The organism is Salinibacterium sp. NYA9b, assembly GCF_976973725.1.
In genome coordinates this window covers 961,317-985,547 of record NZ_OZ333476.1, presented here as the reverse complement: position 1 = coordinate 985,547, position 24,231 = coordinate 961,317, and the positions used below count along the sequence as shown (strand labels likewise).

Genomic DNA, 24,231 nt, shown 5'->3' with positions numbered 1-24,231 from the left:
TAAATTCGTTCCCCACTAACTCTGTGTATACCGCAGAGACGAGAAAACGAGTTGCACGTGCTCCTTAGAAAGGAGGTGATCCAGCCGCACCTTCCGGTACGGCTACCTTGTTACGACTTAGTCCTAATTACCAATCCCACCTTCGACAGCTCCTCCCCTTGCGGGTTAGGCCACTGGCTTCGGGTGTTACCGACTTTCATGACTTGACGGGCGGTGTGTACAAGGCCCGGGAACGTATTCACCGCAGCGTTGCTGATCTGCGATTACTAGCGACTCCGACTTCATGAGGTCGAGTTGCAGACCTCAATCCGAACTGAGACCGACTTTTTGGGATTCGCTCCACCTCGCGGTATTGCAGCCCTTTGTATCGGCCATTGTAGCATGCGTGAAGCCCAAGACATAAGGGGCATGATGATTTGACGTCATCCCCACCTTCCTCCGAGTTGACCCCGGCAGTCTCCTTTGAGTTCCCACCATTACGTGCTGGCAACAAAGAACGAGGGTTGCGCTCGTTGCGGGACTTAACCCAACATCTCACGACACGAGCTGACGACAACCATGCACCACCTGTTTACGAGTGTCCAAAGAGTGAACTATTTCTAGCCCGTTCTCGTATATGTCAAGTCTTGGTAAGGTTCTTCGCGTTGCATCGAATTAATCCGCATGCTCCGCCGCTTGTGCGGGCCCCCGTCAATTCCTTTGAGTTTTAGCCTTGCGGCCGTACTCCCCAGGCGGGGAACTTAATGCGTTAGCTGCGACACAGAAACCGTGGAATGGCCCCTACATCTAGTTCCCAACGTTTACGGCATGGACTACCAGGGTATCTAATCCTGTTCGCTCCCCATGCTTTCGCTCCTCAGCGTCAGTAACGGCCCAGAGATCTGCCTTCGCCATTGGTGTTCCTCCTGATATCTGCGCATTCCACCGCTACACCAGGAATTCCAATCTCCCCTACCGCACTCTAGTCTGCCCGTACCCACTGCAGGCTGGGGGTTGAGCCCCCAGTTTTCACAGCAGACGCGACAAACCGCCTACGAGCTCTTTACGCCCAATAATTCCGGATAACGCTTGCACCCTACGTATTACCGCGGCTGCTGGCACGTAGTTAGCCGGTGCTTTTTCTGCAGGTACCGTCACTTTCGCTTCTTCCCTACTAAAAGAGGTTTACAACCCGAAGGCCGTCGTCCCTCACGCGGCGTTGCTGCATCAGGCTTGCGCCCATTGTGCAATATTCCCCACTGCTGCCTCCCGTAGGAGTCTGGACCGTGTCTCAGTTCCAGTGTGGCCGGTCACCCTCTCAGGCCGGCTACCCGTCGTAGGCTTGGTGAGCTATTACCTCACCAACTACCTGATAGGCCGCGAGTCCATCCTTGACCGAAATTCTTTCCAGCTCCTAGCCATGCGGCTGAAGCTCGTATCCGGTATTAGACGTCGTTTCCAACGCTTATTCCAGAGTCAAGGGCAGGTTACTCACGTGTTACTCACCCGTTCGCCACTAATCCACCAGAGCAAGCTCCGGCTTCATCGTTCGACTTGCATGTGTTAAGCACGCCGCCAGCGTTCATCCTGAGCCAGGATCAAACTCTCCATAAATGTTTGATTGCACCAACAAGCCGAAGCCCATCAATGCACATCTTGCGTCACCCGCACCCGGAATAGGGTGTCGAGGCAACAAGTTTGAAACTGACAGAACAAATCAATACTGACTTGCTTTGTTGTTTATATCTTTTTCCAAAGGAATCCGCTGCATAAACGAAACCGTTCTGATTAGAACAATTCCAATAAACACAGTCGGGTTTTTGGCATTTGACATTGTGCACGCTGTTGAGTTCTCAAGGATCGGACGCTCCTGACCTCCACCGCAAAACGGATTCACCCCAGGGCTTTCAAAACCTATGTTGGCAACCTCCGCTGAAAGCGAAAGGCAACCTGTCTAACTTACCAGCAATACCGCGCTTGTCAAACCAGCAGAACTGCACCAGAACGGCACACAACAACTGATCAACACGCGAATAAAGCGGGTTCTCATCCTAAGATCTGACACCGCAACCCACAAGAGGTAAACCGATGTTTGACTCGACCCAAACCTAAAAGATTTCGGAGGATGGTGGCCCCCACTTGAGGCCGGAAACCTAGCAGCAGAACTGCCCGGGACTTCCGCACCTTTGGGGTGACAAGAGGAAACATTACGTGCATTTTGCCCCCCTCGCCAACACCGCGTGCATCCCGGGCGCGTCGCACCGTTGCACCCCCTGAAACATGGGGATGTGCACCACTCACCAACCTCGTTCGCCGCGCCCTGATGCACAGGCCCTCGCCACATCCGACTCTCTCCACCTTTTTCTCGAGCCGCACCCTCGAGACGTGTGCGTACGCAAAGATGGTTTCGTGCCCAGTTTCACCACACGAGCCGCACGGCTCGACGACGCCAAAGAGCTCGCTAGCGTGCATACGCAATCTTGGAAAGAGACCTACACCGGGTTGTTTCCTGAACAAGCCTGGAGCGATGAGGCTCGGCAGCGACGCGAAGCGATGTGGAACGAGCTCCTCACCGACGCGAACACGACAACAGTGGTGGCTGAGGTTCGTTCCCACATCATCGGATTCGCTCAGGCGCACCACAATCGCGATGACCCCGATCTGCCCTCCGAAGAGCTCGCCATGATCTATGTTCTCGCCAGTGCTCATGGCACGGGCGCAGGCCAGTCGTTGATCGACGCAGTGCTGGGAGGCGCAGCCGCAAGCGTCTGGGTGCTTGAACAGAATCCGCGCGCTCGCGCCTTTTATGCCAGAAACCGCTTCATGTACGACGGCACCGTTCGCGAAATGGATTTCAATCCGAACATCCGCGAACTCCGACTCGCTCGTTCATAGCGAAGACACTCCCCCGCGGACCTCGTGGCGACTAGACGCAACACGCCAATAATCATATTATTGGACAATCACAGGGTGTAGAGCTGCATTCGCGGCCCCACCGCTGCTTCAACGCAAGGGACTGCAATGACTTGGATGGTAACGGGCGGCGCCGGCTATATCGGCGCCCACGTAGCTCGCGCGCTACTGAATTCCGGAATGAAAACAGTGATCGTTGATGACCTCTCCAGTGGGTTCACGCGATTCATTCCGCAGGACGCCGTATTCGTGCAGGCCGACATCCGAGACAAAAATGCACTCATTGAAACGATGGCCGCCCACGACGTAACCGGCGTCATCCACGTTGCTGGCTACAAGTACGCCGGCGTCTCCGTGCAGCGGCCGCTCCACACGTACGCACAGAATGTCACCGGCACACTCGCCTTACTCGAAGCAATGCAGGAATCGAAGATCGACCAAATCGTGTTCTCCTCGAGTGCCGCCGTGTACGGGACACCGGATGTCGATCTGGTGACCGAAGACACAGCGAAAGATCCCCTCTCCCCCTACGGAGAATCAAAATTGATCGGCGAATGGCTATTGCGCGACGAAGCCGTTGCCACTGGACTGCGGCACACCTCGCTTCGCTACTTCAACGTCGTCGGTTCCGGCGACCCCGTTGTCTACGACACGAGCCCCCATAATCTGTTCCCCCTTGTCTTCGAAGCACTCGTCGCGGGTAAGACACCGCGGATCAACGGCACCGACTACCCCACACCAGACGGCACCAACGTGCGCGACTACGTACACGTTGCCGACATCGCCGCCGCCCACGTCGCTGCCGCCCGCCGGCTTGACGCTCATGAATCAATCGAGCCTGCCTACAACCTCGGCAGCGGAAACGGACTCTCCGTCGCAGAGATCATGACCGCTATCGCGACCGTCACCGGAATCGACTTCACCCCGGAGATCGCACCGCGTCGGCCCGGCGACCCGCCCCGCATCGTTGCTAATGGTGATCTTGCCGCCCGCGACCTCGACTGGAAAATGCGGCACACCGCAGAAGAAATGGTTCGAAGTGCTTGGGATGCTCGCCTTCGCGCCGACAATGACAGCGCTACCCAGGGAAGTGCAGAATGACTTCGAAGATCACCAAACGACCGACAACTCTTGCCGATGGTCGCGAGCTCATCTACTTCGACGACGCCGACACCACGCTGGGCGAGGAGCGATCGGTCGACAGCCGGGTGCTCGACCCTCGACCGGCTACCGCGACGATGCGACAAGACATCCTCACGGGAGAATGGGTCTCCGTGGCCGCGGCCCGACAGAACCGAGTCTTCCTCCCGCCCGCAGATCAAGACCCGCTGGCGCCACAAACTCCCCAGAATCCGTCAGAGGTTCCCGCACTCTACGACGTGGCGGTCTTTGAAAACCGTTCGCCATCATTCGGGCCAGACCTCGCCGGAAGCGAAAACAGCCCGACCGGGCTCGACGACCTTGCCGACCTCGGCCTCGGCCGCACCCGCAGCTCCATCGGGCGTTGTGAAGTGGTGTGCTTCAGCCCCGACCACGAAGGATCGTTCGGCACTCAAACCCCGAGCCGTGCTCGCACCGTTATTGAAGCGTGGGCGGATCGGACCGAGGCGCTCTCGGCACTCGACGGCGTGCAGCAGGTTTTCCCCTTCGAGAACCGCGGAGAAGCGATCGGCGTGACACTGCTTCACCCACACGGGCAGATCTACTCGTACCCGTACATCACGCCCAAAACACAGCGAACTCTGGATGCGATTGATCGCACCAGCCCCGACATGTTTCAGCGCATCCTCGACTTCGAACGCGCGGGCGACCGCGTCGTGCTGAGCGGAGAACACTGGACTGCCTTCGTGCCGTTTGCGGCACGCTGGCCCATCGAAGTGCACATGCTGCCGCACCGCCAGATTCCTGACTTCGCTGCAACATCCACTGAAGAACGCGACGAACTCTCCACAATGTATCTGAAACTGCTCCGTGGAATCGATGCGATCTATGACACCCCCACGCCCTACATCGCGGCGTGGCATCAGGCACCCGTGAACCGTGCGCGCGACACCTTCCGCCTGCACCTCCAACTGACCTCGCCCCGACGCGCGGCAGACAAACTGAAGTACCTTGCCGGATCCGAATCGGCAATGGGCGCCTGGATCGCTGACGTCACTCCAGAGGCCGCAGCCGAGAACATCCGAAAGGCAATCGAACGAGCATGAGCGACACAGTGCAGCAGCTACGCAAACGATTCAGCGAACTAACCGGACACGAGCCGGACGGCGTCTGGTCAGCACCGGGCCGCGTCAATCTCATCGGTGAACACACCGACTACAACGAAGGCTTTGTGCTGCCGTTCGCTATCGATCGCCGCACTCGCGCCGCCGTTGGGCTGCGCGCCGACGGCGTCATCCGCGTCACCAGCACGTTCGATGACACGTCAATTGAGGTTCCGCTTTCTGGACTCGACGCAGCGCGTTCCGCGGGTGAAATCGTTGGCTGGAGCGCGTACCCGCTCGGCGTTGCCTGGGCCCTCGGCCAACACGGCGCCGACCTGAACGGTGTGCCGGGCGTTGATATCCTCATCGATTCCACCGTGCCCGTCGGCGCAGGCCTGTCGTCGTCGGCCGCAATTGAAAGCTCCGTAGCCTTAGCCCTCGACGACCTGTGGAAGCTCGGATTCTCGCGCGAGCAACTGGCGAAGGTAGGGCAGCTCGCCGAAAACGAAGTCGTCGGCGCCCCCACCGGAATCATGGACCAGTCTGCGTCTCTCTTAGGCGCTACAGATTCAGCAGTGTTTCTCGACTGCCGCTCCCTTGATGTCGAGGTCGTACCGCTCGGGCTTGCACCAGCGGAATTGAGCATTCTCGTGATGGACACACGCGTCTCGCACTCTCACGCCACCGGGGGCTACTCCGAACGCCGTGCATCCTGCGAAGCTGGCGCTGCCGCCCTGGGTGCTTCGTCGTTGCGCGATGTGAGCGTCGCCGATCTGGAACGCGCTCAAGAAATTCTTGACGATGTGACGTTCCGCCGAGTCCGTCACGTGGTCACCGAAAATCAGCGCGTGCTGGACACCGTTCGCGCCCTCAACGAAGAAGGCCCGCTCGCCATTGGTGCGCTGCTTGATGCATCGCACGTGTCGATGCGCGACGACTTCGAAATCTCCATCCCCGAACTCGATCTTGTCGTCGAAACAGCGCGCGAACACGGCGCGATCGGCGCGCGGATGACCGGAGGAGGCTTCGGCGGAGCAGCAATCGCTCTCGTTCCGCACGCCCGAGTGTCAGAAGTCGAAGTCGCGGTGAAGGAAGCCTTTGCAGCCCGCGGATTCACCGAACCCATGACGTTTACCGTGACTCCCTCTCAGGGAGCAGAACGGAACGATGCCAACTAGGCAGAGTTTCTGAAACTCACAACGCGACAACGACCGGTGGTGGAGATGGGGGGAATTGAACCCCCGTCCACTGCTGTAATTCTGTGCCTTCTACGGGTGTATCTTGTGCAGACGTTCTACTCGGCTCTGATCTTTGCCACAAGCACCTAGATCAACAAGCCCAGCCAGAGTGCAAGTCCCACGTAGCCCTCAGGCGTAACTACGCAGCAATCTCTCTAAATTGCGCCAGAATCCGGGTAGAGAGCATTCCCGGCCTGACGGACTTCTTTAGTGCGCTCGCTTAGGCAGCGAGGGCGAAGTCAGTGCGCTTTGAATTGGCACTTATAGTTTGCAGTCATCGTTAACGAGATAAGGCTGCATTCTCGACCCGCTTCTCACAGTTTTGCAGGCAATGTCGAAACCGATCATCCCCCTGTGTGGGTCGTTGTCGCGCTGTGGAGTTATCAATTGCTACCTAATGAACAGGTAGCCCTCTAGTGTAGGTCGGATTCGGCGCAGTAGCCAGCCCTGCACCCAGGCAGCGAACGCTGCCAGCGAACGCAACGCCCGCATCCAGTATCGGCGAAGTAGATTTGGTTCATGACCGATACAACTCAAGCCCTCCCCGCCAAAATCACTATGTTTGGCGCAGACTGGTGCCGCGACTGCGTGCGCTCCGAAGCACTTCTCAACTCGTTGAACATTGACTGGGAAAAAGTCGATGTGGAGAAAGATCCCACGGCAGCAGATCGCGCCCACGCCATCAGCGGCCGCCTCAACATTCCTGTCGTGCACTTCACTGACGGAACCTTCCAAGTGGAGCCCAGCGACAAGGAGCTGAAGGCCAAGCTCGAAGAACTCGGCGCCATCTAACAATGTCCCTCGTCATCACTGTTCGAGGCGAGCATGAATCGTGGCACCCTGCCGAACGCGGCATCGTGCATCTGGCGGTATCGATAGACGGTCCCGACCGGAGTGAGGTCTTCGATGCTGCACTGCAGTCGTCGAGTCGGGTGCATGCCCTCCTCGCCAAGCTCGCCTCGAACGATGGTGCAATTACGCGGTGGTCATCTGACACCGTGCGCGTCACCTCCCAACGGCCGTGGAATAACGCCGGCCAACAATTGCCGCTCGTGCACTCCGCCGCGATCGACTACATCGCGCGGTTCAAGGACTTTGACGCGCTCGCACTCTTCATCGAATACGTCAGTGCGGTCGACAACACTGCGGTGAAGTATGTCGAGTGGGAACTCACCGAAGAATCCACTCGTGCCGCACACGCACACACCCGACGCCTTGCCGTTACGGATGCCCTCACCAAGGCACACGAGTACGCAGCGAGTGTGGGGCTCACCGAGGTAACCGCTCTCGCCATTGCGGATCCAGGGATGCTCGACCACGTCGGTCCCGCAGGCGATCACGATCGCTTTGCCAGCGCTGCAGCCATGCGGATGTCAGGTGCGCCCTCGGATGGTGCCCAGCTGACGCTCAACCCCGAGAAGATCGCGATCTCGGCACGCGTCGAGGCGCGGTTCAGCGCACGCTAACGGGCGTGGAAACGGGTACAGAGACGAGAGCGGAAACGAAGTTCCGCTACTCCCCCATGTTTTTGCGGGCCGAAATCGCCCGGTCTGATTCGCGCTTGTCTTGGCGCTCACGCAGCGTCTGACGCTTGTCATACTCGCGCTTGCCCTTGGCAACAGCGAGCTCAACTTTGGCGCGGCCATCCAAGAAATAGATCGACAAGGGAACGAGCGTGTAGCCGCCCTGCTTGATCTTGTTGTGAATCTTCAGGATCTGCTCTTTGTGCAGCAACATTTTGCGCTTGCGACGCGGAGGATGATTGTTCCACGACCCCTGAAAGAACTCAGGAATATGCACGGCATCCAACCACGCCTCAGCATGGTCGTCGATATAGCCGTAGCCATCGATCAGGCTGGCGCGCCCTAACCGCAGAGACTTGACCTCAGTACCCGACAGCACAAGACCAGCCTCAAAGGTGTCTTCAATGCTGTAGTCGTGGCGCGCCTTACGGTTGCTGGCAACAACCTTTCGGTCACCTTCCTTGGGCATGGTTCACTTCTCTCTTCGATACGTTGGATGCTGCAATGCTATGGCGGATGCCGACAGTGCAGCAGACCAGTTTAGCGCGAGAGTGGCCCGGCGACTACACCTTGAGATAACGACTGATCGCGACGCCGGCGGATACCGCAGCAAGCGCGGCGCCGGAGACGATGAGAATGGGCACGACCAGCAGCGCCTCTTCCATTCCGAGCAGGCTTGTATTGAGGGGAAGCGTTGAGGCCAGATAGCCGCGAACGAAGAACTGCACGATCGCGACAATCGCACCGCCTGCGAGGACTGACCCGATCAACGAGGCGAAAACACCCTCAAGGATGAATGGCGTCTGGATGAATCTGTTGGACGCACCCACGAGTCTCATAATGCCGAGCTCTCGCCGTCGAGAGAAGGCGCTCAGCCGGATGGTCGTGGCAATCAGCAGCACCGCAGCGACCAGCATCAGACCAGCGACCCCAATCGCGGTGTAACTAGCGGCGTTCAGAATGGCAAAAATCGGTTCCAGATAGGCCCGCTGATCTTCGACACTCTCAACTCCCGCAAGCCCAGACAGACTCTCGATGAGCACATCGGCCTGCTCGGGATCGACGAGGTTCACCCGGAAGCTCTCGTTCAACGACTCCGGGGTAATGATGCCCTCGAACGTCGTGTCAGCGAACTGTTCCTTGAAGTTTTCGTAGGCCTGCTCGTGCGTCTCGAACTCGACCTCGTTGATGTACGGCGCGAGAGTCGGCGAATCGAGCTGTTGCTGCACCGACGCGATCTGATCTTCAGTCGCCTCAGCCAGGGTGCAATTGCCGGTCGTATCGATCTCGGTGCACATGTAGACCGCCACTTGCGCACGGTCGTACCAGTAGCCCTTCATCTGCCCGATTTGCATCTGCAGAAGAATGGATGCGCCCACGAACGTGAGCGAGATAAAGGTCACCAGAACGACGGAGACCACCATCGACAGGTTGCGGCGCAGTCCGCTGCCGACCTCTCCTAAGATCAGTCCGAGCCTCATGCGTCGAGCCCCTCACCCTGAGATGACGGCGAGGTCATCGGGCGCGCCGGAGACTGGGTCGCAGTCGGCGCGGCGCTCGTTGGCTTGCTCGCAGCAGGATGCGGAATACGCCCCTGAGTCGGAACAGTCTGGGTTTGATACCCACCCTGAAGTTCGTCGCGCACAATCTGACCGCCGATAAGTTCGATCACTCGGCGCTTCATCTGATCGACGATGCCGGCATCGTGGGTAGCCATCAGCACGGTCGTGCCGCCAAGGTTAATGCGCTCGAGGAGCGTCATGATTCCCGCAGCAGTAGCCGGGTCAAGGTTTCCGGTCGGCTCATCCGCAAGCATGATGGCTGGCTTGTTCACCACAGCGCGAGCGATCGCCACACGCTGCTGCTCACCACCCGAAAGTTCATGAGGAAAACGATTCGATTTACCGGCAAGACCGACCATTTTGAGAGCATCCGGAACAGCCTCTTGGATGAAACCCCGGCTCTTGCCGATGACCTGCAGCGTGAACGCCACATTGTCGAAGACCGTCTTGTTGGGCAGCAGGCGGAAGTCTTGGAAGACCACACCAAGGTTGCGACGGAAATAGGGCACCTTGCGGCTCGACAGCGTATTCAAGTGCTGACCGAGCACGTGGATGGAACCCTTCGTGGGGTTCTCCTCTTTGAGGATTAGCCGCAAAAAGCTCGACTTGCCCGAGCCAGATGCGCCAACCAAGAACACGAACTCGCCCTTAAGGATCTCAAGGTCAACAGAGTTCAGCGCCGGTCGTGTCGTGCCCGGATACGACTTCGAAACAGAATCAAAACGAATCATTTGGAGCCAGCCTAAGGAGCCTTGCCCGAGAACGCGGCAGCGACGCACCGCAGGCACGTACTCACAGGGTGGCCCAGTTCAGGGCACACCGGCACCGAAAGACGGAACAGTGGCGCCCCGGGTAGACCGGGCGGTCGCGGTTATTCGATGGTGCGCTTGCGCCACTTGATTCCGGCCGAGATGAAACCGTCAAGGTCACCGTCGAACACATTCGAAGGATTGTTGACCTCAAACTCCGTGCGGAGGTCTTTCACCATTTGATACGGCGCCAAAACGTAGCTGCGCATCTGATCGCCCCAGCTCGCCGTAATGACACCCGCGATTTCCTTCTTGGTGGCCGCTTCTTGCTCACGCTGCAGCAGCAACAGCCGCGACTGCAAAACCCGCATGGCGGCAGCACGGTTCTGAATCTGGCTCTTCTCGTTCTGACAACTCACCACAATTCCCGTGGGCAAGTGAGTGATGCGCACCGCGGAGTCCGTCGTGTTAACCGACTGGCCACCGGGGCCGGAAGACCGGAAGACATCGACACGGATGTCGTTCTCGGGAACTTCGACAACATCCGTCGTCTCAATAAGAGGAACAACTTCGACCGCGGCAAAGCTCGTCTGGCGCTTGCCTGCCGAGTTGAACGGGCTCATGCGCACCAGACGGTGCGTGCCAGCCTCGACACTGAGCGTTCCGAAAGCGAAGGGAGCGTCGACCTCGAACGTGGCCGACTTGATGCCGGCTTCTTCGGCATAGCTCGTGTCGAGCACGCGTGTGGGATACGAGTGCTGCTCGGCGTACCGCAAGTACATGCGCAACAGCATTTCGGCGAAATCGGCGGCGTCGACGCCACCGGCTCCCGCGCGAATGGTGATGACAGCGGGTCGCTGATCAAACTCACCGTTGAGAAGGGTTTGTACCTCGAGGTCACCCAGAGTCTTCTTGATGCCCCTGAGTTCGGTGCGAGCATCCGCCGCTGCCTGATCGTCACTCTCTTCGTTGGCCAACTCGACCATGATCTCGAGATCGTCAAGGCGACTCGAAATGGAATTGATCTTGGCCAGCTCAGCCTGGCGGTGGCTCAGGTCACTCGTGACCTTCTGCGCCTTATCGGTGTCATCCCACAGATCGGGGGCACCAGCCGCCTCGCTCAATCGTGCGATCTCCGACGTGAGCCGGTCGGTGTCGACCACCTGGCGAATGTCCGCAAAGGTGGAGCGAAGCGCCGCGATGTCGTCAGAAAAGTCCAGTTCATCCATGTCACCAACCAGACTACCCGCGAACCCCACGCGACACCTGTTGGCCGAGTTCCCGTTCGCACGCACCCTCTGGCCCGCACGACATATTATGGACGGCGATGAGCACAACAGGACAACCCTTTAGCTGGCGCTCGATCGGGCTTCCCGTTCTCTTGCCGACACTGCTTTTTTCGATCGGTGAAGGCGCCATCATCCCGCTGATTCCGATCGCTGCCGACAGCCTCGGAGCGACCCTCGCGATAGCTGGCCTTGTTGCTGCCGTGCTGACGATCGGCGAACTGTTCGGCAACATCCCGAGCGGATGGCTCATCTCCCGTGTTGGCGAACGCCCGGCCATGATCGGCGCGAGTGCACTCTCCATCATCGGAGTAGTGATCGCGATTCTCGCCCCCAACCCCGTCGCACTCGGATTCGGTGTGCTGCTGCTCGGCCTTGCCGCCGCCGTGTTTGCTTTGGCACGACATGCTTTTCTCACGAGCTTCGTTCCCGTTGCCTATCGCGCCCGCGCACTCTCGACACTCGGCGGAACCTTCAGGCTCGGCGTCTTCATCGGACCGTTCATCTCGGCCGGGGTCATTCACCTCACCGGTACCGTGACTGCTGCCTTCTGGATTCATGTTGTGGCAGCACTAGCCGCCGCCGCGGTGCTCCTTCTCCTTCCCGACCCAGCAACGACCTTCGGCGCGGTTCACACTTCCCGCGTCAACAACCGCACGCTGCGTGACGGTGAAGCGCTTGTAGAGCAGGAATCACACGGGCTTTTCGCTACCGTGTGCCGCAATCGTGCGCTGCTCTCACGCCTCGGCCTCGGTGCCGCCGTCATCGGAGCAATGCGTGCCAGTCGTCAGGTGATCTTGCCGCTGTGGGCCGTCAGCATTGGGCTCGCCGACACCAACACCGCCATCATCATCGGCATCGCCGGTGCTGTGGACTTCGCCCTCTTCTACACGGGCGGCCAGATCATGGACCGCTTCGGCCGACTCTGGACCGCCGTGCCTTCCCTCGTCGGCCTCGGCATCGGCCACCTTGTGCTCTCCTTCACCCACGACTCAGCGCAGAACGTGGGTTGGTTCATCTTCGCCGCCATGTTCCTGTCGCTCGCGAACGGTTTGGGAAGCGGCATCCTGATGACCCTCGGTGCCGACCTTGCTCCGCAATCCAACCCCGCCCCGTTCCTCGGAGCCTGGCGCTTTACCGGTGGCGTCGGCCAGGCATCCTCTCCCCTGCTCATCGCGGGGATTACGGCTGTGGCCTCCATCTCTTTCGCTGCGGGGGCTGTCGGGATACTCGGTCTCATCGGCGCCGGAATCATGGTGCGGTACGTGCCGCGTTACATCACGAAACCGCAGCGCTAGGCACCGAGATCTAGCCGGTGCCAGCCGGTCTTCTCCGGCGAGCCCGGAGCCCTAGACTGGCGAAATGATCCCGAACAGCAACCTGATTGCCTTCGTGCTCATCGCGCTGCCGATCATCCTGATTCCCGGGCCTAGTGTGCTGTTCTTGATCGGGCGTTCGCTTTCGCTCGGAAAGCTCGGCGGCATCATCAGCTCGCTGGGAAATGCCACCGGCGGCGTCACTCTCGTCTTCGCCGTCGCCTTTGGCGTCGGCACGATCATCGCGCAATCCGTTATTGCGTTCACCGTCGTGAAATACCTCGGTGCCGCCTACCTGATTTACCTCGGTATTCAAGCGATTCGTCACCGCAACGATCACACGACAGCGGATGACGCAGCTCCCCGCCCACAGTCACGCTGGCGCATCTTCGGCCAAGGTTTCATTGTCGGCATCACGAATCCCAAAGCGACCGTGTTTTTCGTCGCTGTTTTGCCGCAGTTCGTGAGCTTCGGAGCCGGGAACGTGCAACTGCAATTGCTCGTTTTGGGGCTGCTGTTTATGGCGATTGCTGTGGTGACAGACACGTCGTGGGCGATCGCTGCCGGTTTTGCGCGCGACTGGTTCGCGCGCTCACCGCAGAGAATCACCACCCTCAGCGCAACCGGTGGGGTGGCGTTGATTGCGCTGGGAGTGGGATCTCTATTTATCCCGCATGCTAAGCAATAGCGGCAATAACATCCGGAATCGGGGTCGACCCATCAGTGAACTCGATGGTCTGACCGATGGTGTTGTCGGCATCAATCACTTCGGCGAGAACCCGGGCCACGTTGTCGCGACTCGTGTGCTCGTCGGTGGCGTCATCGCCGACGCCGATCATGCCCGATGCTGGTTCACTCGAGAGTGAACCCGGGCCGACAATGGTGTACTCAAGGGGGCCCGTGCGGAGGTGTTCATCGGCAGCAGCCTTTGCTTCTGCATACGCGAAGAAAGCGTTGTCTTCGGGAACACCGTGGTCAAAACCGGCACCCTTGTACGAGACCATGACGTAGCGCTTGACGCCCGCGTGGGCAGCAGCATCCATGGTGCGGATGGCCGCGTCACGGTCAACTGAATAGGTGCGTTCGGGGCTTCCCCCACCAGCGCCCGCCGAGAACACGACGACATCGTGTCCCGTAAAGACTTCAGAGAGCTCTTCGGCACTGAGTGCCTCAATGTCTGCAATGACGGGCATGGCGCCCGTGGCGCTGATGTCAGCCTCCTGCTCAGGCTTGCGGACCAACGAGTGCACGTGGTGACCGCGAGAGGTGAGAAGCTCGGCCAGACTCAGGGCAATCTTGCCGTGGCCCCCGACGATAGCGATTCGTTTCATGGCTAACTCCTTTGCTTCGGTGATGCGCCTGCGAGAAGCGCACCATCCACGCTACGGATCGAAACTCCCTGTTCGCTGGGTGGAGTGTGATCGCGGGCTGGAGGATTGCGGTGTGCTCGCGACCGACCTCCAGACAACGCTACGAAAAGACCGAGCGAGCGTTAGCCGTAACTTCGATACGCAGGCCCTCCGGGACCAAGAGCGAGACGAACGGTGGCTTCCAATAGGCAGACAGCGAGACCGTCGCGCTGGAACTGTCGACGCTCGTCGCCTGCTCGATGGCGAGACCGTCGAACTCTGCGGTCGGGGCGGCAGCGACATACTCCCCCACCGCGTCCGCGACCTTGGTGGGCGTCAATTGCGGGCGAAACCCCTGGGGCGTTCGCAGCACATCGTCGAGATCGTAGGATTCTGCTCCGACGAGAGCAGCGCCATCCGCCAGTGTGAAGAGTCGTTTGCGTTCCAGATAGAGCGAGGTTGCCGCGACCACCAGAAAGATGAGCACGAGAGAGAGGAAGCCATAGAAGATGGTGAGCAGGAGTGCAGAACCATCGTCGTCGCGCAGCCCATCGCGCCGGCTCACTAGCGCGACCCCGCAAACTGAGAAACCTGCTGCGTTGCGGCCGCATCGAGCGGCACCTCTAGAGGAAATGACCCAGTCAAGACCGGCGGCGCCAGCGGGAGCGGCACAGCAATTGCCACCTGTACGGTGACGAAGTTGTGGCGGGAAAGACAATCGCTGGGATCGGGCGCGCACGAGATTGTGACCGCCGCGCTTGCGGCATCCACGTTGTGATTGTCGAGGGCGAACTCGACCGCGCGCGACGCCGCCGCGTTTGCCTCGCTGAGAGTGTCAGCCTGAACGAACACACGCGCCGCCTGGCGGGCAGCGCCCTCAGCGGCAAGAGCTGCGGACTGAATCGCGGACATCGTGAGCACCAGATACACGAGCGGGATGAGCATCACCATGCCGACCGTAATGAACTCCAGGGATGACGAACCCCGTTCATCAGCGAACCTGCTCGATTGCCGCATGGGCCGACACCTCCAAGCCATCGCTAATACCGATAAGGCCAAAGAGCGGGAGCGGAGCTCGTACGGTGATGAGCACGGCGGGTTGCCCGAGGTGGGATGTGGTGCTCGCACTCACATCCGAGGCATAGCCGGGCGACAGCGCCGTTGAGATGAGGTCACGAGTGCGAGTGACGCCATCACCCAACGAGGTGTCGGCAAGGGAGGCATAGCGTGCACCCTCGGCCGCGGCATCCAACACCGTATTGCGGATGTGCAGGGCAAGAGCCAGCTGGATGACGCTGAGCGTCAACACCGTCAACAGAGCGGAGACGAGAACGAACTCCACCACGGCGGACCCGGATTCGTCAGCGCGCAGCCGCCTGCCGCGTTCGCGCCAGCGCGCACGCATTAGAAGCCGGTGACGCGATCAATGGCCTGTTCAAAAACCGAGCTGAGTGCTGGACCCGCAAGACCCCAAATAATGACCACAAGGACGGTGTGTACGTCATAGGGGTATTATGTTCCCATGAGATCAGTCATCTATTGCCGCATCAGCCAAGACCGCGACGGGGACTCCCTCGGCGTTGAGCGTCAAGAGGCTGAGTGCCGCGCTCTCGCGGAGCGCCTAGGGCACGAGATCGACCACGTCTACGTCGACAACGACATCAGCGCGACGAACGGCAAGGTGCGACCGGAGTTCGAGGCCATGCTCAACGCTCGCCCGGAGTCGATCATTGCGTGGCATCAAGACCGCTTGCTTCGACTGACCTCTGATCTGGAGAAGGTCATCAGCCTCAACGTGCCGGTCTACACGGTGACCGCTGGCACCCTCGACCTGTCGACTCCTGCCGGTCGTGCCGTCGCGCGTACCGTAGCCGCGTGGTCGACCTACGAAGGAGAGCAGAAGGCAGTCCGTCAGAAGTCGGCCAACGTGCAACGTGCCGCTGCCGGTGTCTGGCAATTCTCGCGACGGCCTTACGGCTACGAGCGGGTGAACGGTGAAGTCGTCATCGTGCCGGACGAGGCCGAGATCGTGCGCGAGGGTTACCGGCGCTACCTCGACGGCGAGACCTACTACGCGCTGGCGAAGGACTGGACAGAGCGCGAGGTTCCCGGTTCATGGTCAATGGCACGAGTGCGCTCGATGCTCCGCAATCCGGCCTACGCGGGAGAGCGCCACTACAAGGGCGAGTATGCCGGTGAGGGCAACTGGGAACCGGTGATCGACAAGGCGACGTGGAGTGCCTACGTTCGGATGCGGTCGCGCCGCAAGCGCGCGGGTGACTGGAGTACCGCGACGAAACACCTCTTGTCTGGGATAGCCAAGTGCGGAGTGTGCGGGAACAATCTCACGGCACGAGCTGACCGCTCCTATATGTCGCTGGCGTGTACGGCGAACTGGTGCACCTCGCGGAAGATGGAACACGTCGAGGACTTCGTGGTCGAGGTTCTGCTGGCGCGCTTAGCTGACCCGCAAGTCGTGGCCGGACTCAGCACCACGCCAGACTCCGCGCCGCTGGAGGAGGAGCTGACCACCTTGCGCGAACGTCGTGACGACCTCGCCGCGTTGCTGGCTGACGGCCTGTTGAGCCGTGACGTGGTGCGCGAGAAAGCGGAAGACATGACGCACCGCATCAAGGTGCTGGAGGCACGGCTCGACTTCATGAGGACGGCCTCGCCGCTGACTGACCTCGTGCTGGCCGAGAGCGTCCCGGCGCGGTGGGAGGCGCTGCCGCTGCCGATGAAGCGCCGAGTGCTGTCGGAGCTAATGGTCGTGACGGTGAACCGTGCCCCTAGTGGTCGACACGCGTTCGACCCGTCGACCGTGAACATCGAGTGGGTTTCCAGAAACTAGCCGTTACTCATTCGTGACCTATTCCATTTTGGTCTCCGCTGGAACTCGCTTAATCTTGGTTACACACCAAGGCGCAACGAACCAGTGAATCAGTAAAACAGACAAAGCCGCGAAACAGTAAAGCAGCGAACACGCCTCCAATTATTCAACTTGGAGACACTTCATGTCACTACTTTCACTCGGAGCCAAGGTTGCTCGGCAACACAAGCTCAAGGGCGCAACGCACCCTGACACCCTCGCCGCTCGCGCTGAGCTAACCGCCGCGCACATCAAGCGCATCATGGATGACGCACCGCCACTGGACGAGGAACAACTCGACCGCATCCTCGGCATCCTCAAGTCGGGAGGCAACCGATGAACCGCTACGAAGCACTCCCCTTCTATGGCATCGGCTTCGGCCTCGTGTTCATCGGCATCGTCTTCACGATTGCAGGTATCTAATGAGCGACCAGCTATTCGCCGCACGAGCGGCGTTCGGTATCAGCCACATCACCATGATGACCGAGGAGCAGATCGCCGCGTACAACGCCGACCGTCCTGTTCCGTGGGGCCACGGTAAGACCGAGACCGAGATTCACGCTGAGGTCGACCGCCGCGTTGCAGTTTGGGAAACTGAACGCGCGAAAGACCGACCAGCACGAGAGGCGAAGTGGGAGGAGTACGTTGACGCGCTCAGCGCCTCCGTGGTTGCTGAGGCCGAACTCGCCAAGACCGAAGACGAGGACGACCCATTCGCGGAGGTGCTTGCTGCGAATATGACGGGACAAGAGATCATGTTCGAGCGTGATGTCGCGAACCGAGTCGCAAGCCTCGAAATCGACCAAGAAGCACGACGACGCGTTGCTGCCAAGAACTACGACGGCCTCGGCGGTCTCCTCTCGTGGGACGACTTGGAGGACGTGGGCGCGCTCAATTGGCTCGTGCCCGGTTGGATTCCGATGGGAGAGACAGCGTTCCTCGTTGCCAAGCGCAACCTCGGCAAGTCGATGTTCTCGTTCGCACTCGGTTTCAGCGTCGCGCTCGGTATGCCGTTCCTCGACGAGCCGACCACGCAAGGCAAGGTGTTGTTCGTTCTCGGTGAAGGTAGCCGTGGCTTCATGAAGCGCCTCAAGGCGTGGGCGCTGGCGAACGGGGTGAACCCGAACGACCTCCGCGATCAGGTGGCGGTCTACAAGGGCGGCAAGATCAACAACGACGAGAGCCTTGCCGACATGCAACGCGCAATCGACGCTCTCGACCCCGCGCTGGTCGTGTTCGACACCTACTCCAGCCTCTCCGGCGTAGTGAACGAGATCGACGCAGCCGAGAACGCCGAAGTGCTGAATCGCATCAAGCGCGCCGCGCCGGATGCCGCCGTGCTTGTCCTCGCACACCCGAACGCCGAGAGCGAGAACACGACCGCACCGCGCCTTCGTGGCTCCTCGGTGCTGTCCTCCAACGTCGACACGGTGATCACCATGTTCAAGGACAAGGGTCGAGTGGTGCCGGGAATGCCGTTCGACGACTGGCTGGCGATCTCGACCGCCGAGCCTCACGCTGGCAAGCAGAAGGACGAGTCGAACAAGACGCTGCATGGTCTGTCGGTGTTGGCGAACGTGGAGGGTGCGTACCTCGACTACGTCAGCGCCACACCGATGTCGGCATCTGACCGGTGGGTTTCTGGAAACCTCACGCTGGGTGCAATGGTCACCGTCAAGGCGCTCCTGGCAGAGTCAGGAGCATCCCCTAACACCGTGCGCAATCACCTGAAAGACTCGACGCTGGTGACCGCATGGCCGTCAACAAGTGGTGGGCCGACGGAGTACCGCCGAGACCGCTGAGGTTACCAAGGTTGCCAAGGTTACCAATTGGTAGGCTCCCCCGAATTGGTAACCTCACCCCTTATATTTACTGGCATCGGAGGGTGGTTACCAATGCGCGCAGGGTGAGTAGAGGTACTCGTAGAGCTACTTTTGCGCTTGGTAACCTCCACAAAAGAACAACGAAAGGAGGGGTCGGAATTAGGCGATTCCGGCTCCTCGTTCGTGACTATGGAGTTACGGCTTGAGTGCGAAGAACGACAACCGCAGCCAGTCGAAGAAAAGCTTGGATCGTCTCTTGAGAGCGAAGACCCCCCGCAATTCGCCCAACTCGCCCGACTTCTGACTTAGTCTGAGCGTTTTGGTTCGCTTTCGGGACAACGTCGGCGCTTCACGCCATGTCAGAACGAAGTCCCACTCAAAGTCCGGGAAGTCTCCGGAAGGAAAGTTCCTACCGTGCTCACGTTCGGAACTTCCCGTCACCCTACTCACGCTGTAGACCGTCGGCTCTGAAGGTTTCAACTCAGTGAGGTAGTCGAGATGCTCAAAATCGGATTGCCCCCGATGCTTGACCGAAAGCAAAACGTCGTGGGCGGAAGCTTTCCCCATGTTCGTCAGCTCAAAGGTCACGGTGGAACTCTGAGACCCGTCTCCTGAGATTCGCCTGATCAGCCTTCCCACGTGGAAAGGCTTCGGGAACTGACGCAACGCTAAGAACGACGCGACGACTGAAAGAGCCGAGAAGGCTAGCGCCACGATTGCAATGATCAACGATGCTGAGATATCCACATCGACAACCTATCGTGAACCCAAACCTCGACTTGATACAATGGCTGGTACAATGAGCGCATGACCGAAGCGCATCGAACGCCAGAGTATTTCAAGAACTCTCGGATAGTTCGGCGCATGGTGTCGGCTCGGCTCAAGCGTGGCGATCAGGTCAACTGCATCGGCTGTGGCTGGCCCATTGCCGCAGACCAACTCTTCGACGTTGGACATCGGCGTGACGCGCATCGAGGTGGAAGCAACAGCCTCGACAACCTCGGCCCACAACACCGCAAAGAGAATCGAGCGGCAGGCGGAAGAGCCGGAGCATTGGCAACCAATCAAGCGTCCCGCCGCGCAAAGAGATTGCCGTCGTGGTGATGAAGACGAAAGATGTTTTTTTTGAGAAACGATGATGCTATCCCCGCCAAGGCTCACAAAGCAGCCTCTCTCCCTAAGTCACTACTCGACAAGCTGCCGGAGGAGGTTCGAGACCACCCGCTTCTGAAAGAGAAGGCGTGGGTGAAGTTCCGCGACGAGGGGCTGTCGGCACTGGTCGAAACCGAGATGGTCACCACGCCACAGTCTCGCGCTGAGTTTCTAATGGGCGCATACCTCCTCGACGCAACGGTGAAAGTCGGCGGTCTCCTGAACAGCGTCAAGCCTCAGATGCTTCGCGTCGTCGACATCCTCGGCGCTGGCAAGTTCAAGAACGCCGTCCTCATGCCGCGTCGATCTTCCAAGACCACGACGCTCTTCTGCATCCTCCTCGGACGGTGTGCGCTCGACGACCTCCACCTCGCTGGCTTCACCCTCGCGACGACGCAGAAGAAGACAGCGGAGCGTTACCGGGTCGACGTGTACGGGCCAATCACCCGCCGCTGGCCTGACCCTGACACTCGACCGGTGAAGCTCTACAAGGGCAACGGCACGGAGCGCGTGGAGTTCCCGAACGGCTCGGTGCTGTCCGTGCTGTCCCCAGACGGTGACGCGTTCCGCTCCGGCGCATACGACACGCTTCTCGTGGACGAGGGCGGCGAGGCTTCGGACGAGATGGGTGACGACATCGTCTCCTCGGTTCTGCCAGCGTTCGACACTCGACCCAATGGACAGTTCGTCGTGGCCGGTACTGCCGCCGACTTCCGCGAGGGCAACATCTTGTGGGACATGCTGCACGACCCTCGCTCCGGCAAGCTGAGCTTCACCGTTGCCGACAGCGTGACCGACGAACAGCTTGCCGCATGGGAACCCTCGGACGATCACCCCGAAGCGTGTGTGCGCGATCTCGTAGTGGCCATGCACCCCGGCGTTGATAGCGGCCTGACGACTCTCGACAAGATTGAGGACAACGCCTCGACGCTCTCGGTTGGTCAGTTCGCGCGGGAATACCTCGGAGTGTTCGGCACCGTCGGCACGAAGAGCGGAATCGTGAACCTCACGAAGTGGACGAACGGAGGCTCTGGTGCCGCTCTGCCGACTCCACCTGAGCGCTTCGGCTTGGCGTACGCTCCGCATCCCGATCAGCGCTGTGGCTCCATCCTCGCCGCGTGGAGGGACGAGAGCGGTCGTACTGTCCTCCTCCAGCTCGAACACAAGACCGGCATCGAGTGGATGGCTACGGCAGCGGCGCGGTTCGCGCGTAAGTACGGCGAGGAGATCACGTTCGACGCTGGTCAGCAAGTGGCCTCCCTCATTCAAGAACGACTCCACCGCTCGAAGCCGCGACCGAAACTGCACCCCCTGGCCTTCGCCGACATCAAGAAGGCAGCGGCGCTGCTGATCGACGAGATCGACCGAGACAACGTGACGCACTTCCGTCAGCCGGAACTCGACAACGCGGCGCTCCTCGCGGTGAAGCGCAAGGCTGGCATCAACGGCTGGGCGCTTGGCCGTGGTGACGCTGAGGACGACATCACTGGACTCGAAGCCGCAAGCCTCGCGCTCTACGCCTACGACCAGCAGAAACCGAAGACTCCCCGACGAAAGCCAACAATCCGAACTTAGTGGTACAAAGAGTAATACAAAGTCCCCTTCACCTGATACAATGGCTAATACAAAGCCACGATCAGGAGGTCTCCATTGGGACTGTTGGACATCTTTAGAAGTCCTGTCACTCTGACCTCCTTGGCTACGCCGGTTGCGTTGTCCCTTGAGTCTCCCAACCAAACCTCCTCCCTCGCCAAGGTCGTCTACGCGGAGTACTTCGCTGGCGAACTTGGCGAGGTTTCCCGGCTCTCAGCTCTCCAGATTCCCGCGCTCAAGAAGGCACGAACACTTCTGATCTCCACCATCGCCAGCCTCCCGCTCCGCGAGTACAAGGACGGCGTGGAGGTCGAGCAGAAATGGCTCCGCAACTCCGCCTCCGGCATCAGCCCTTGGCACCGTGCCGCTGGCATCGTCGACGATCTCCTCTTCTACGACTGGAGTCTCCTCGCTGTCGAGCGTGACAAAGACGGCCAGATCATTGACGCGGTTCGCGTTCCCCAAGAGCGCTGGAGCATCGACTCTAAGGGCACGATCAGCGTCGACGGTCATGGACTCCCGGCCTCTCAGGTCATCCTCATTCCCGGCTCAGGTGATGGCGGGATTCTCGCCGCTGGCGCTTCGACCATCAAGGGCGCTCGCGCCGTGGAGCGCGCGTGGGTAAGCCGCGCACAGGCTCCAATCCCAATGGTCGAGCTTCATCAGATCACCGACGACGAGATGGAAGACGAAGAGATCGACGAACTGGTCGAGTCGTGGAACATCGCTCGCTCCAGCGCCACCGGCGCTACCGGCTTCACCGACAAGCGCATCGAGGTTCGCACTCACGGCGACAAGAGCGGCGGTGAGTCCCACCTCGAAGACCAGCGCAACGCTGTCGTCCTCGACGTAGCTCGCCTCACCGGAGTTCCGGCATCGGTGCTGGACGGCTCTCAGTCGGAGGCATCACTGACCTACTCCACCTCGGAGGGGAACCGCAACGACTTCATCGACTACTCCCTCCAGTACCTCCTCGCGCCGATTGAGGCTCGCCTCTCCCTGGACGACGTGTCCGGCGCTGGCAGTGTCATTCGCTTCGACAAGACGGCACTGGTCACGCGGGAGCAGCCAGCAGTCAACTCACCGACGAAGGACTAATCCATGACCAACGCACTATTCGCAGACATCGAGAACCGGACGCTCCGCGGTCTCTTGCTCCCATACAACGAACTCTCCAGCCCCTCGGTTTCTGAAACCGCGCCGGTGATGTTCGCCAAGGGCACCGTCGAGATTCCGGCTGACGTATCGGCGCTCAACGCCAACCGACTCCACAGCCAGTTCGCGCCGGTCGCTCGCTTCACGAAGGTCGAAGAGACCGAGGCCGGCATCGTCGCTCACTTCGCCGTGGCCAAGACCGAGGACGGCGACAACCTCCTCCTCGAAGCCGCTGACGACGACGTGACGAAGCGACCGCGCCTCAGCGCTGAAATCCGTGGCCTCGTGCGCGACGGTGCCAACGCAGTCAAGGCCGCACTCACCGGTGCCGCGTTCGTACCTCAAGGAGCGTTCGCCTCAGCCGCTCTCTTCTCCATTGCCGACGAACTCGACGACGGCCTCGAAGAGCGCATCAAAGCAGTAGTGAAGGCCGCAATGGCCGAACACTCCCCCAATACCAACGACACCCCGTCCGAGGACTCTCCAATCCAGCAGGAAGAAGAAGCTATGACTGCATCAGCAGCAGCAGCAGTACCGGACGGGCTTACCGCTCCGGCTGAACCCACCTCCACGAGCGTGAACACCCTGTTCTCCGCTCTGATTGCTCCTCGCGACAGCGTCGACACCCTCCAGAAGATTGGCCGCGAGACCGGCGACCTCTTCGCAATCAGCCCTGTTCAGCACTCCGGCCCTTCCACGGTGACCATCGGTGCCGACGTTCAGGTTCCGCAGGTTCTCGGTGAACTCTGGAAGCGTCGTGCGTATCAGCGCAAGTTCACTCCCCTGTTCAACCAGAGCGCACTCACGAGCATGAAGGCTCGCGGCTGGCGCTTCGTCGAGGGCAAGGAACCCGTCGTCGGTGACTACACCGGCAACACCGCCGAGATTCCCTCGAACGCAATCGACACCGAAGAGGTCACGGTCGACGCGCTCCGCATTGCCGGTGGCCACAAGCTCGACCGTCGTTTCGCTGACTTCGGTGACACGTCGATCATTGCGTCGTACTTCGACCACATGACCGACGACTACAGCCGCAAGACCGACGCAAAGGCTCTCGCCGCTGCACTCGCTGGCGCGACCACGATGACCTCCACGGTCGCTGGCACCGGCATTGCGACTGGTCTCTCGGCAATCGTTGACGGCGCTCTTGCCGTGATCGCATCCGAGAACACTCCCTCGTTCGCAATCGTGTCTCCTGAACTCTGGCGCGACATCGTCCTCACCCCGAACGAGTCGGTGCTGGGTTACCTCAGCGCCTCGCTCGGCCTCGAAGAGGGCAGCACCGCTGGCTTCCGCGTCATCCCCGGCAACGTCGGAACCGGCAAGGTTCTCGTCGGTGCCAAGGAGGCCATGACCACGTTCGAGCTTCCCGGTGTCCCGATTCGCGTTGAGGGCATCGACCCTCACCACGGCGCAATCGACCCGGCACTGTTCGGGTACTACGCCAACCTCGTGAACGCGACGAAGGCTCTCCAGCTCGTCACCGCGTACACCGCTGGCGAATAGCGAATAGGGGCATA

At 60.1% G+C, this 24,231-nt stretch carries 24 protein-coding genes, 1 rRNA gene and 1 other RNA gene; 14 read left to right on the top strand and 12 right to left on the bottom strand.

The features are described from left to right. Positions 1–68: 68 nt before the first annotated feature. Positions 69–1,593, bottom strand: a 16S ribosomal RNA gene (locus tag ACWFSR_RS04680). Between the two features lie 795 nt (positions 1,594–2,388). Between ACWFSR_RS04680 and ACWFSR_RS04675 the strand changes: the two genes are divergently transcribed. The 4 genes from ACWFSR_RS04675 to galK all read left to right on the top strand — a co-directional run bounded on the left by ACWFSR_RS04675 (position 2,389) and on the right by galK (position 6,274). Continuing rightward, entirely contained in the window at positions 2,389–2,874 is a 486-nt protein-coding gene (locus ACWFSR_RS04675) for a GNAT family N-acetyltransferase (protein ID WP_197107240.1), read from the top strand. A 126-nt stretch (positions 2,875–3,000) separates the two neighbouring features. Then, positions 3,001–3,993, top strand: a complete 993-nt coding sequence (galE, locus tag ACWFSR_RS04670) for a UDP-glucose 4-epimerase GalE (protein WP_447523203.1) — start codon at positions 3,001–3,003, stop codon at positions 3,991–3,993. Next, on the top strand, positions 3,990–5,099 hold the full coding sequence (galT, locus tag ACWFSR_RS04665; protein WP_447523202.1) for a galactose-1-phosphate uridylyltransferase: 1,110 nt from the start codon (positions 3,990–3,992) through the stop codon (positions 5,097–5,099). Before galE ends, galT begins: the two co-directional genes overlap by 4 nt. Further along, positions 5,096–6,274: a galactokinase gene (gene galK / locus ACWFSR_RS04660; protein WP_447523201.1), complete on the top strand. Its 1,179-nt coding sequence runs from the start codon at positions 5,096–5,098 to the stop codon at positions 6,272–6,274. The genes galT and galK overlap by 4 nt, the downstream gene beginning before the upstream one ends. 37 nt (positions 6,275–6,311) lie before the next feature. Here the strand turns inward: galK and ssrA are convergent. Further along, positions 6,312–6,686, bottom strand: a transfer-messenger RNA (tmRNA) gene (ssrA, locus tag ACWFSR_RS04655). Between the two features lie 167 nt (positions 6,687–6,853). Between ssrA and ACWFSR_RS04650 the strand changes: the two genes are divergently transcribed. Then, a complete protein-coding gene (locus ACWFSR_RS04650; protein ID WP_197107244.1) occupies positions 6,854–7,126 on the top strand; it encodes a glutaredoxin family protein in 273 nt (90 codons plus the stop codon). A gap of 2 nt (positions 7,127–7,128) precedes the next feature. Beyond that, positions 7,129–7,800: an SIMPL domain-containing protein gene (locus ACWFSR_RS04645; protein WP_197107245.1), complete on the top strand. Its 672-nt coding sequence runs from the start codon at positions 7,129–7,131 to the stop codon at positions 7,798–7,800. Positions 7,801–7,846: 46 nt separating this feature from the next. Here the strand turns inward: ACWFSR_RS04645 and smpB are convergent, their stop codons facing one another. From smpB to prfB, 4 genes are all read right to left on the bottom strand, one after another. After that, positions 7,847–8,326, bottom strand: a complete 480-nt coding sequence (smpB, locus tag ACWFSR_RS04640) for an SsrA-binding protein SmpB (RefSeq protein WP_009771737.1) — start codon at positions 8,324–8,326, stop codon at positions 7,847–7,849. 94 nt (positions 8,327–8,420) lie between these two features. Further along, positions 8,421–9,338, bottom strand: a complete 918-nt coding sequence (gene ftsX / locus ACWFSR_RS04635; RefSeq protein WP_197107246.1) for a permease-like cell division protein FtsX — start codon at positions 9,336–9,338, stop codon at positions 8,421–8,423. Continuing rightward, positions 9,335–10,150 (bottom strand): cell division ATP-binding protein FtsE, encoded by an 816-nt coding sequence (gene ftsE / locus ACWFSR_RS04630; RefSeq protein WP_197107247.1) that lies wholly within the window; start codon positions 10,148–10,150, stop codon positions 9,335–9,337. Before ftsE ends, ftsX begins: the two co-directional genes overlap by 4 nt. A 140-nt stretch (positions 10,151–10,290) precedes the next feature. After that, positions 10,291–11,397, bottom strand: coding sequence for a peptide chain release factor 2 (gene prfB, locus ACWFSR_RS04625; protein ID WP_197107248.1), 1,107 nt, complete (start codon positions 11,395–11,397; stop codon positions 10,291–10,293). A 98-nt stretch (positions 11,398–11,495) separates the two neighbouring features. Here prfB and ACWFSR_RS04620 point away from each other — a divergent pair, with 98 nt between their 5' ends. Together ACWFSR_RS04620 and ACWFSR_RS04615 are read left to right on the top strand one after the other, a co-directional pair. Next, entirely contained in the window at positions 11,496–12,752 is a 1,257-nt protein-coding gene (locus ACWFSR_RS04620; RefSeq protein WP_447523200.1) for an MFS transporter, read from the top strand. Positions 12,753–12,816: 64 nt separating this feature from the next. Continuing rightward, positions 12,817–13,458, top strand: a complete 642-nt coding sequence (locus ACWFSR_RS04615; protein WP_447523199.1) for a LysE family translocator — start codon at positions 12,817–12,819, stop codon at positions 13,456–13,458. Here the strand turns inward: ACWFSR_RS04615 and ACWFSR_RS04610 are convergent. The 4 genes from ACWFSR_RS04610 to ACWFSR_RS04595 all read right to left on the bottom strand — a co-directional run bounded on the left by ACWFSR_RS04610 (position 13,448) and on the right by ACWFSR_RS04595 (position 15,524). Beyond that, a complete protein-coding gene (locus tag ACWFSR_RS04610; RefSeq protein WP_197107251.1) occupies positions 13,448–14,101 on the bottom strand; it encodes an SDR family oxidoreductase in 654 nt (217 codons plus the stop codon). The two genes, ACWFSR_RS04615 and ACWFSR_RS04610, sit on opposite strands and share 11 nt — an antisense overlap. 139 nt (positions 14,102–14,240) lie before the next feature. After that, a complete protein-coding gene (locus ACWFSR_RS04605) occupies positions 14,241–14,684 on the bottom strand; it encodes a Tad domain-containing protein (protein WP_447523198.1) in 444 nt (147 codons plus the stop codon). Continuing rightward, the gene (locus ACWFSR_RS04600; protein ID WP_197107253.1) at positions 14,684–15,136 is read right to left on the bottom strand and encodes a hypothetical protein; all 453 of its coding nucleotides are present in this window, start codon (positions 15,134–15,136) and stop codon (positions 14,684–14,686) included. Before ACWFSR_RS04600 ends, ACWFSR_RS04605 begins: the two co-directional genes overlap by 1 nt. Beyond that, the gene (locus ACWFSR_RS04595) at positions 15,111–15,524 is read right to left on the bottom strand and encodes a TadE family protein (RefSeq protein ID WP_447523197.1); all 414 of its coding nucleotides are present in this window, start codon (positions 15,522–15,524) and stop codon (positions 15,111–15,113) included. Before ACWFSR_RS04595 ends, ACWFSR_RS04600 begins: the two co-directional genes overlap by 26 nt. A gap of 117 nt (positions 15,525–15,641) precedes the next feature. On the opposite strand from ACWFSR_RS04595, the gene ACWFSR_RS04590 reads away from it, so the two are divergent. The 3 genes from ACWFSR_RS04590 to ACWFSR_RS04580 all read left to right on the top strand — a co-directional run bounded on the left by ACWFSR_RS04590 (position 15,642) and on the right by ACWFSR_RS04580 (position 18,790). Beyond that, a complete protein-coding gene (locus ACWFSR_RS04590) occupies positions 15,642–16,970 on the top strand; it encodes a recombinase family protein (protein ID WP_447523196.1) in 1,329 nt (442 codons plus the stop codon). A 163-nt stretch (positions 16,971–17,133) separates the two neighbouring features. Next, the gene (locus ACWFSR_RS04585) at positions 17,134–17,328 is read left to right on the top strand and encodes a hypothetical protein (protein ID WP_447523195.1); all 195 of its coding nucleotides are present in this window, start codon (positions 17,134–17,136) and stop codon (positions 17,326–17,328) included. An 82-nt stretch (positions 17,329–17,410) separates the two neighbouring features. Beyond that, positions 17,411–18,790: an AAA family ATPase gene (locus ACWFSR_RS04580; RefSeq protein ID WP_447523194.1), complete on the top strand. Its 1,380-nt coding sequence runs from the start codon at positions 17,411–17,413 to the stop codon at positions 18,788–18,790. Positions 18,791–19,006: 216 nt separating this feature from the next. Here the strand turns inward: ACWFSR_RS04580 and ACWFSR_RS04575 are convergent, their stop codons facing one another. Continuing rightward, positions 19,007–19,399, bottom strand: coding sequence for a hypothetical protein (locus ACWFSR_RS04575; RefSeq protein WP_447523193.1), 393 nt, complete (start codon positions 19,397–19,399; stop codon positions 19,007–19,009). 168 nt (positions 19,400–19,567) lie between these two features. Beyond that, on the bottom strand, positions 19,568–19,972 hold the full coding sequence (locus ACWFSR_RS04570) for a hypothetical protein (protein ID WP_447523192.1): 405 nt from the start codon (positions 19,970–19,972) through the stop codon (positions 19,568–19,570). Between ACWFSR_RS04570 and ACWFSR_RS04565 the strand changes: the two genes are divergently transcribed. The 3 genes from ACWFSR_RS04565 to ACWFSR_RS04555 all read left to right on the top strand — a co-directional run bounded on the left by ACWFSR_RS04565 (position 19,937) and on the right by ACWFSR_RS04555 (position 24,217). After that, positions 19,937–21,538, top strand: a complete 1,602-nt coding sequence (locus tag ACWFSR_RS04565) for a hypothetical protein (RefSeq protein WP_447523191.1) — start codon at positions 19,937–19,939, stop codon at positions 21,536–21,538. The genes ACWFSR_RS04570 and ACWFSR_RS04565 overlap by 36 nt on opposite strands. Before the next feature lie 120 nt (positions 21,539–21,658). After that, complete coding sequence (locus tag ACWFSR_RS04560) at positions 21,659–22,654, top strand: phage portal protein (RefSeq protein ID WP_447523190.1); 996 nt, start codon at positions 21,659–21,661, stop codon at positions 22,652–22,654. 3 nt (positions 22,655–22,657) lie between these two features. Continuing rightward, a complete protein-coding gene (locus ACWFSR_RS04555; protein ID WP_447523189.1) occupies positions 22,658–24,217 on the top strand; it encodes a phage major capsid protein in 1,560 nt (519 codons plus the stop codon). The last annotated feature ends 14 nt before the right edge of the window (positions 24,218–24,231 follow it).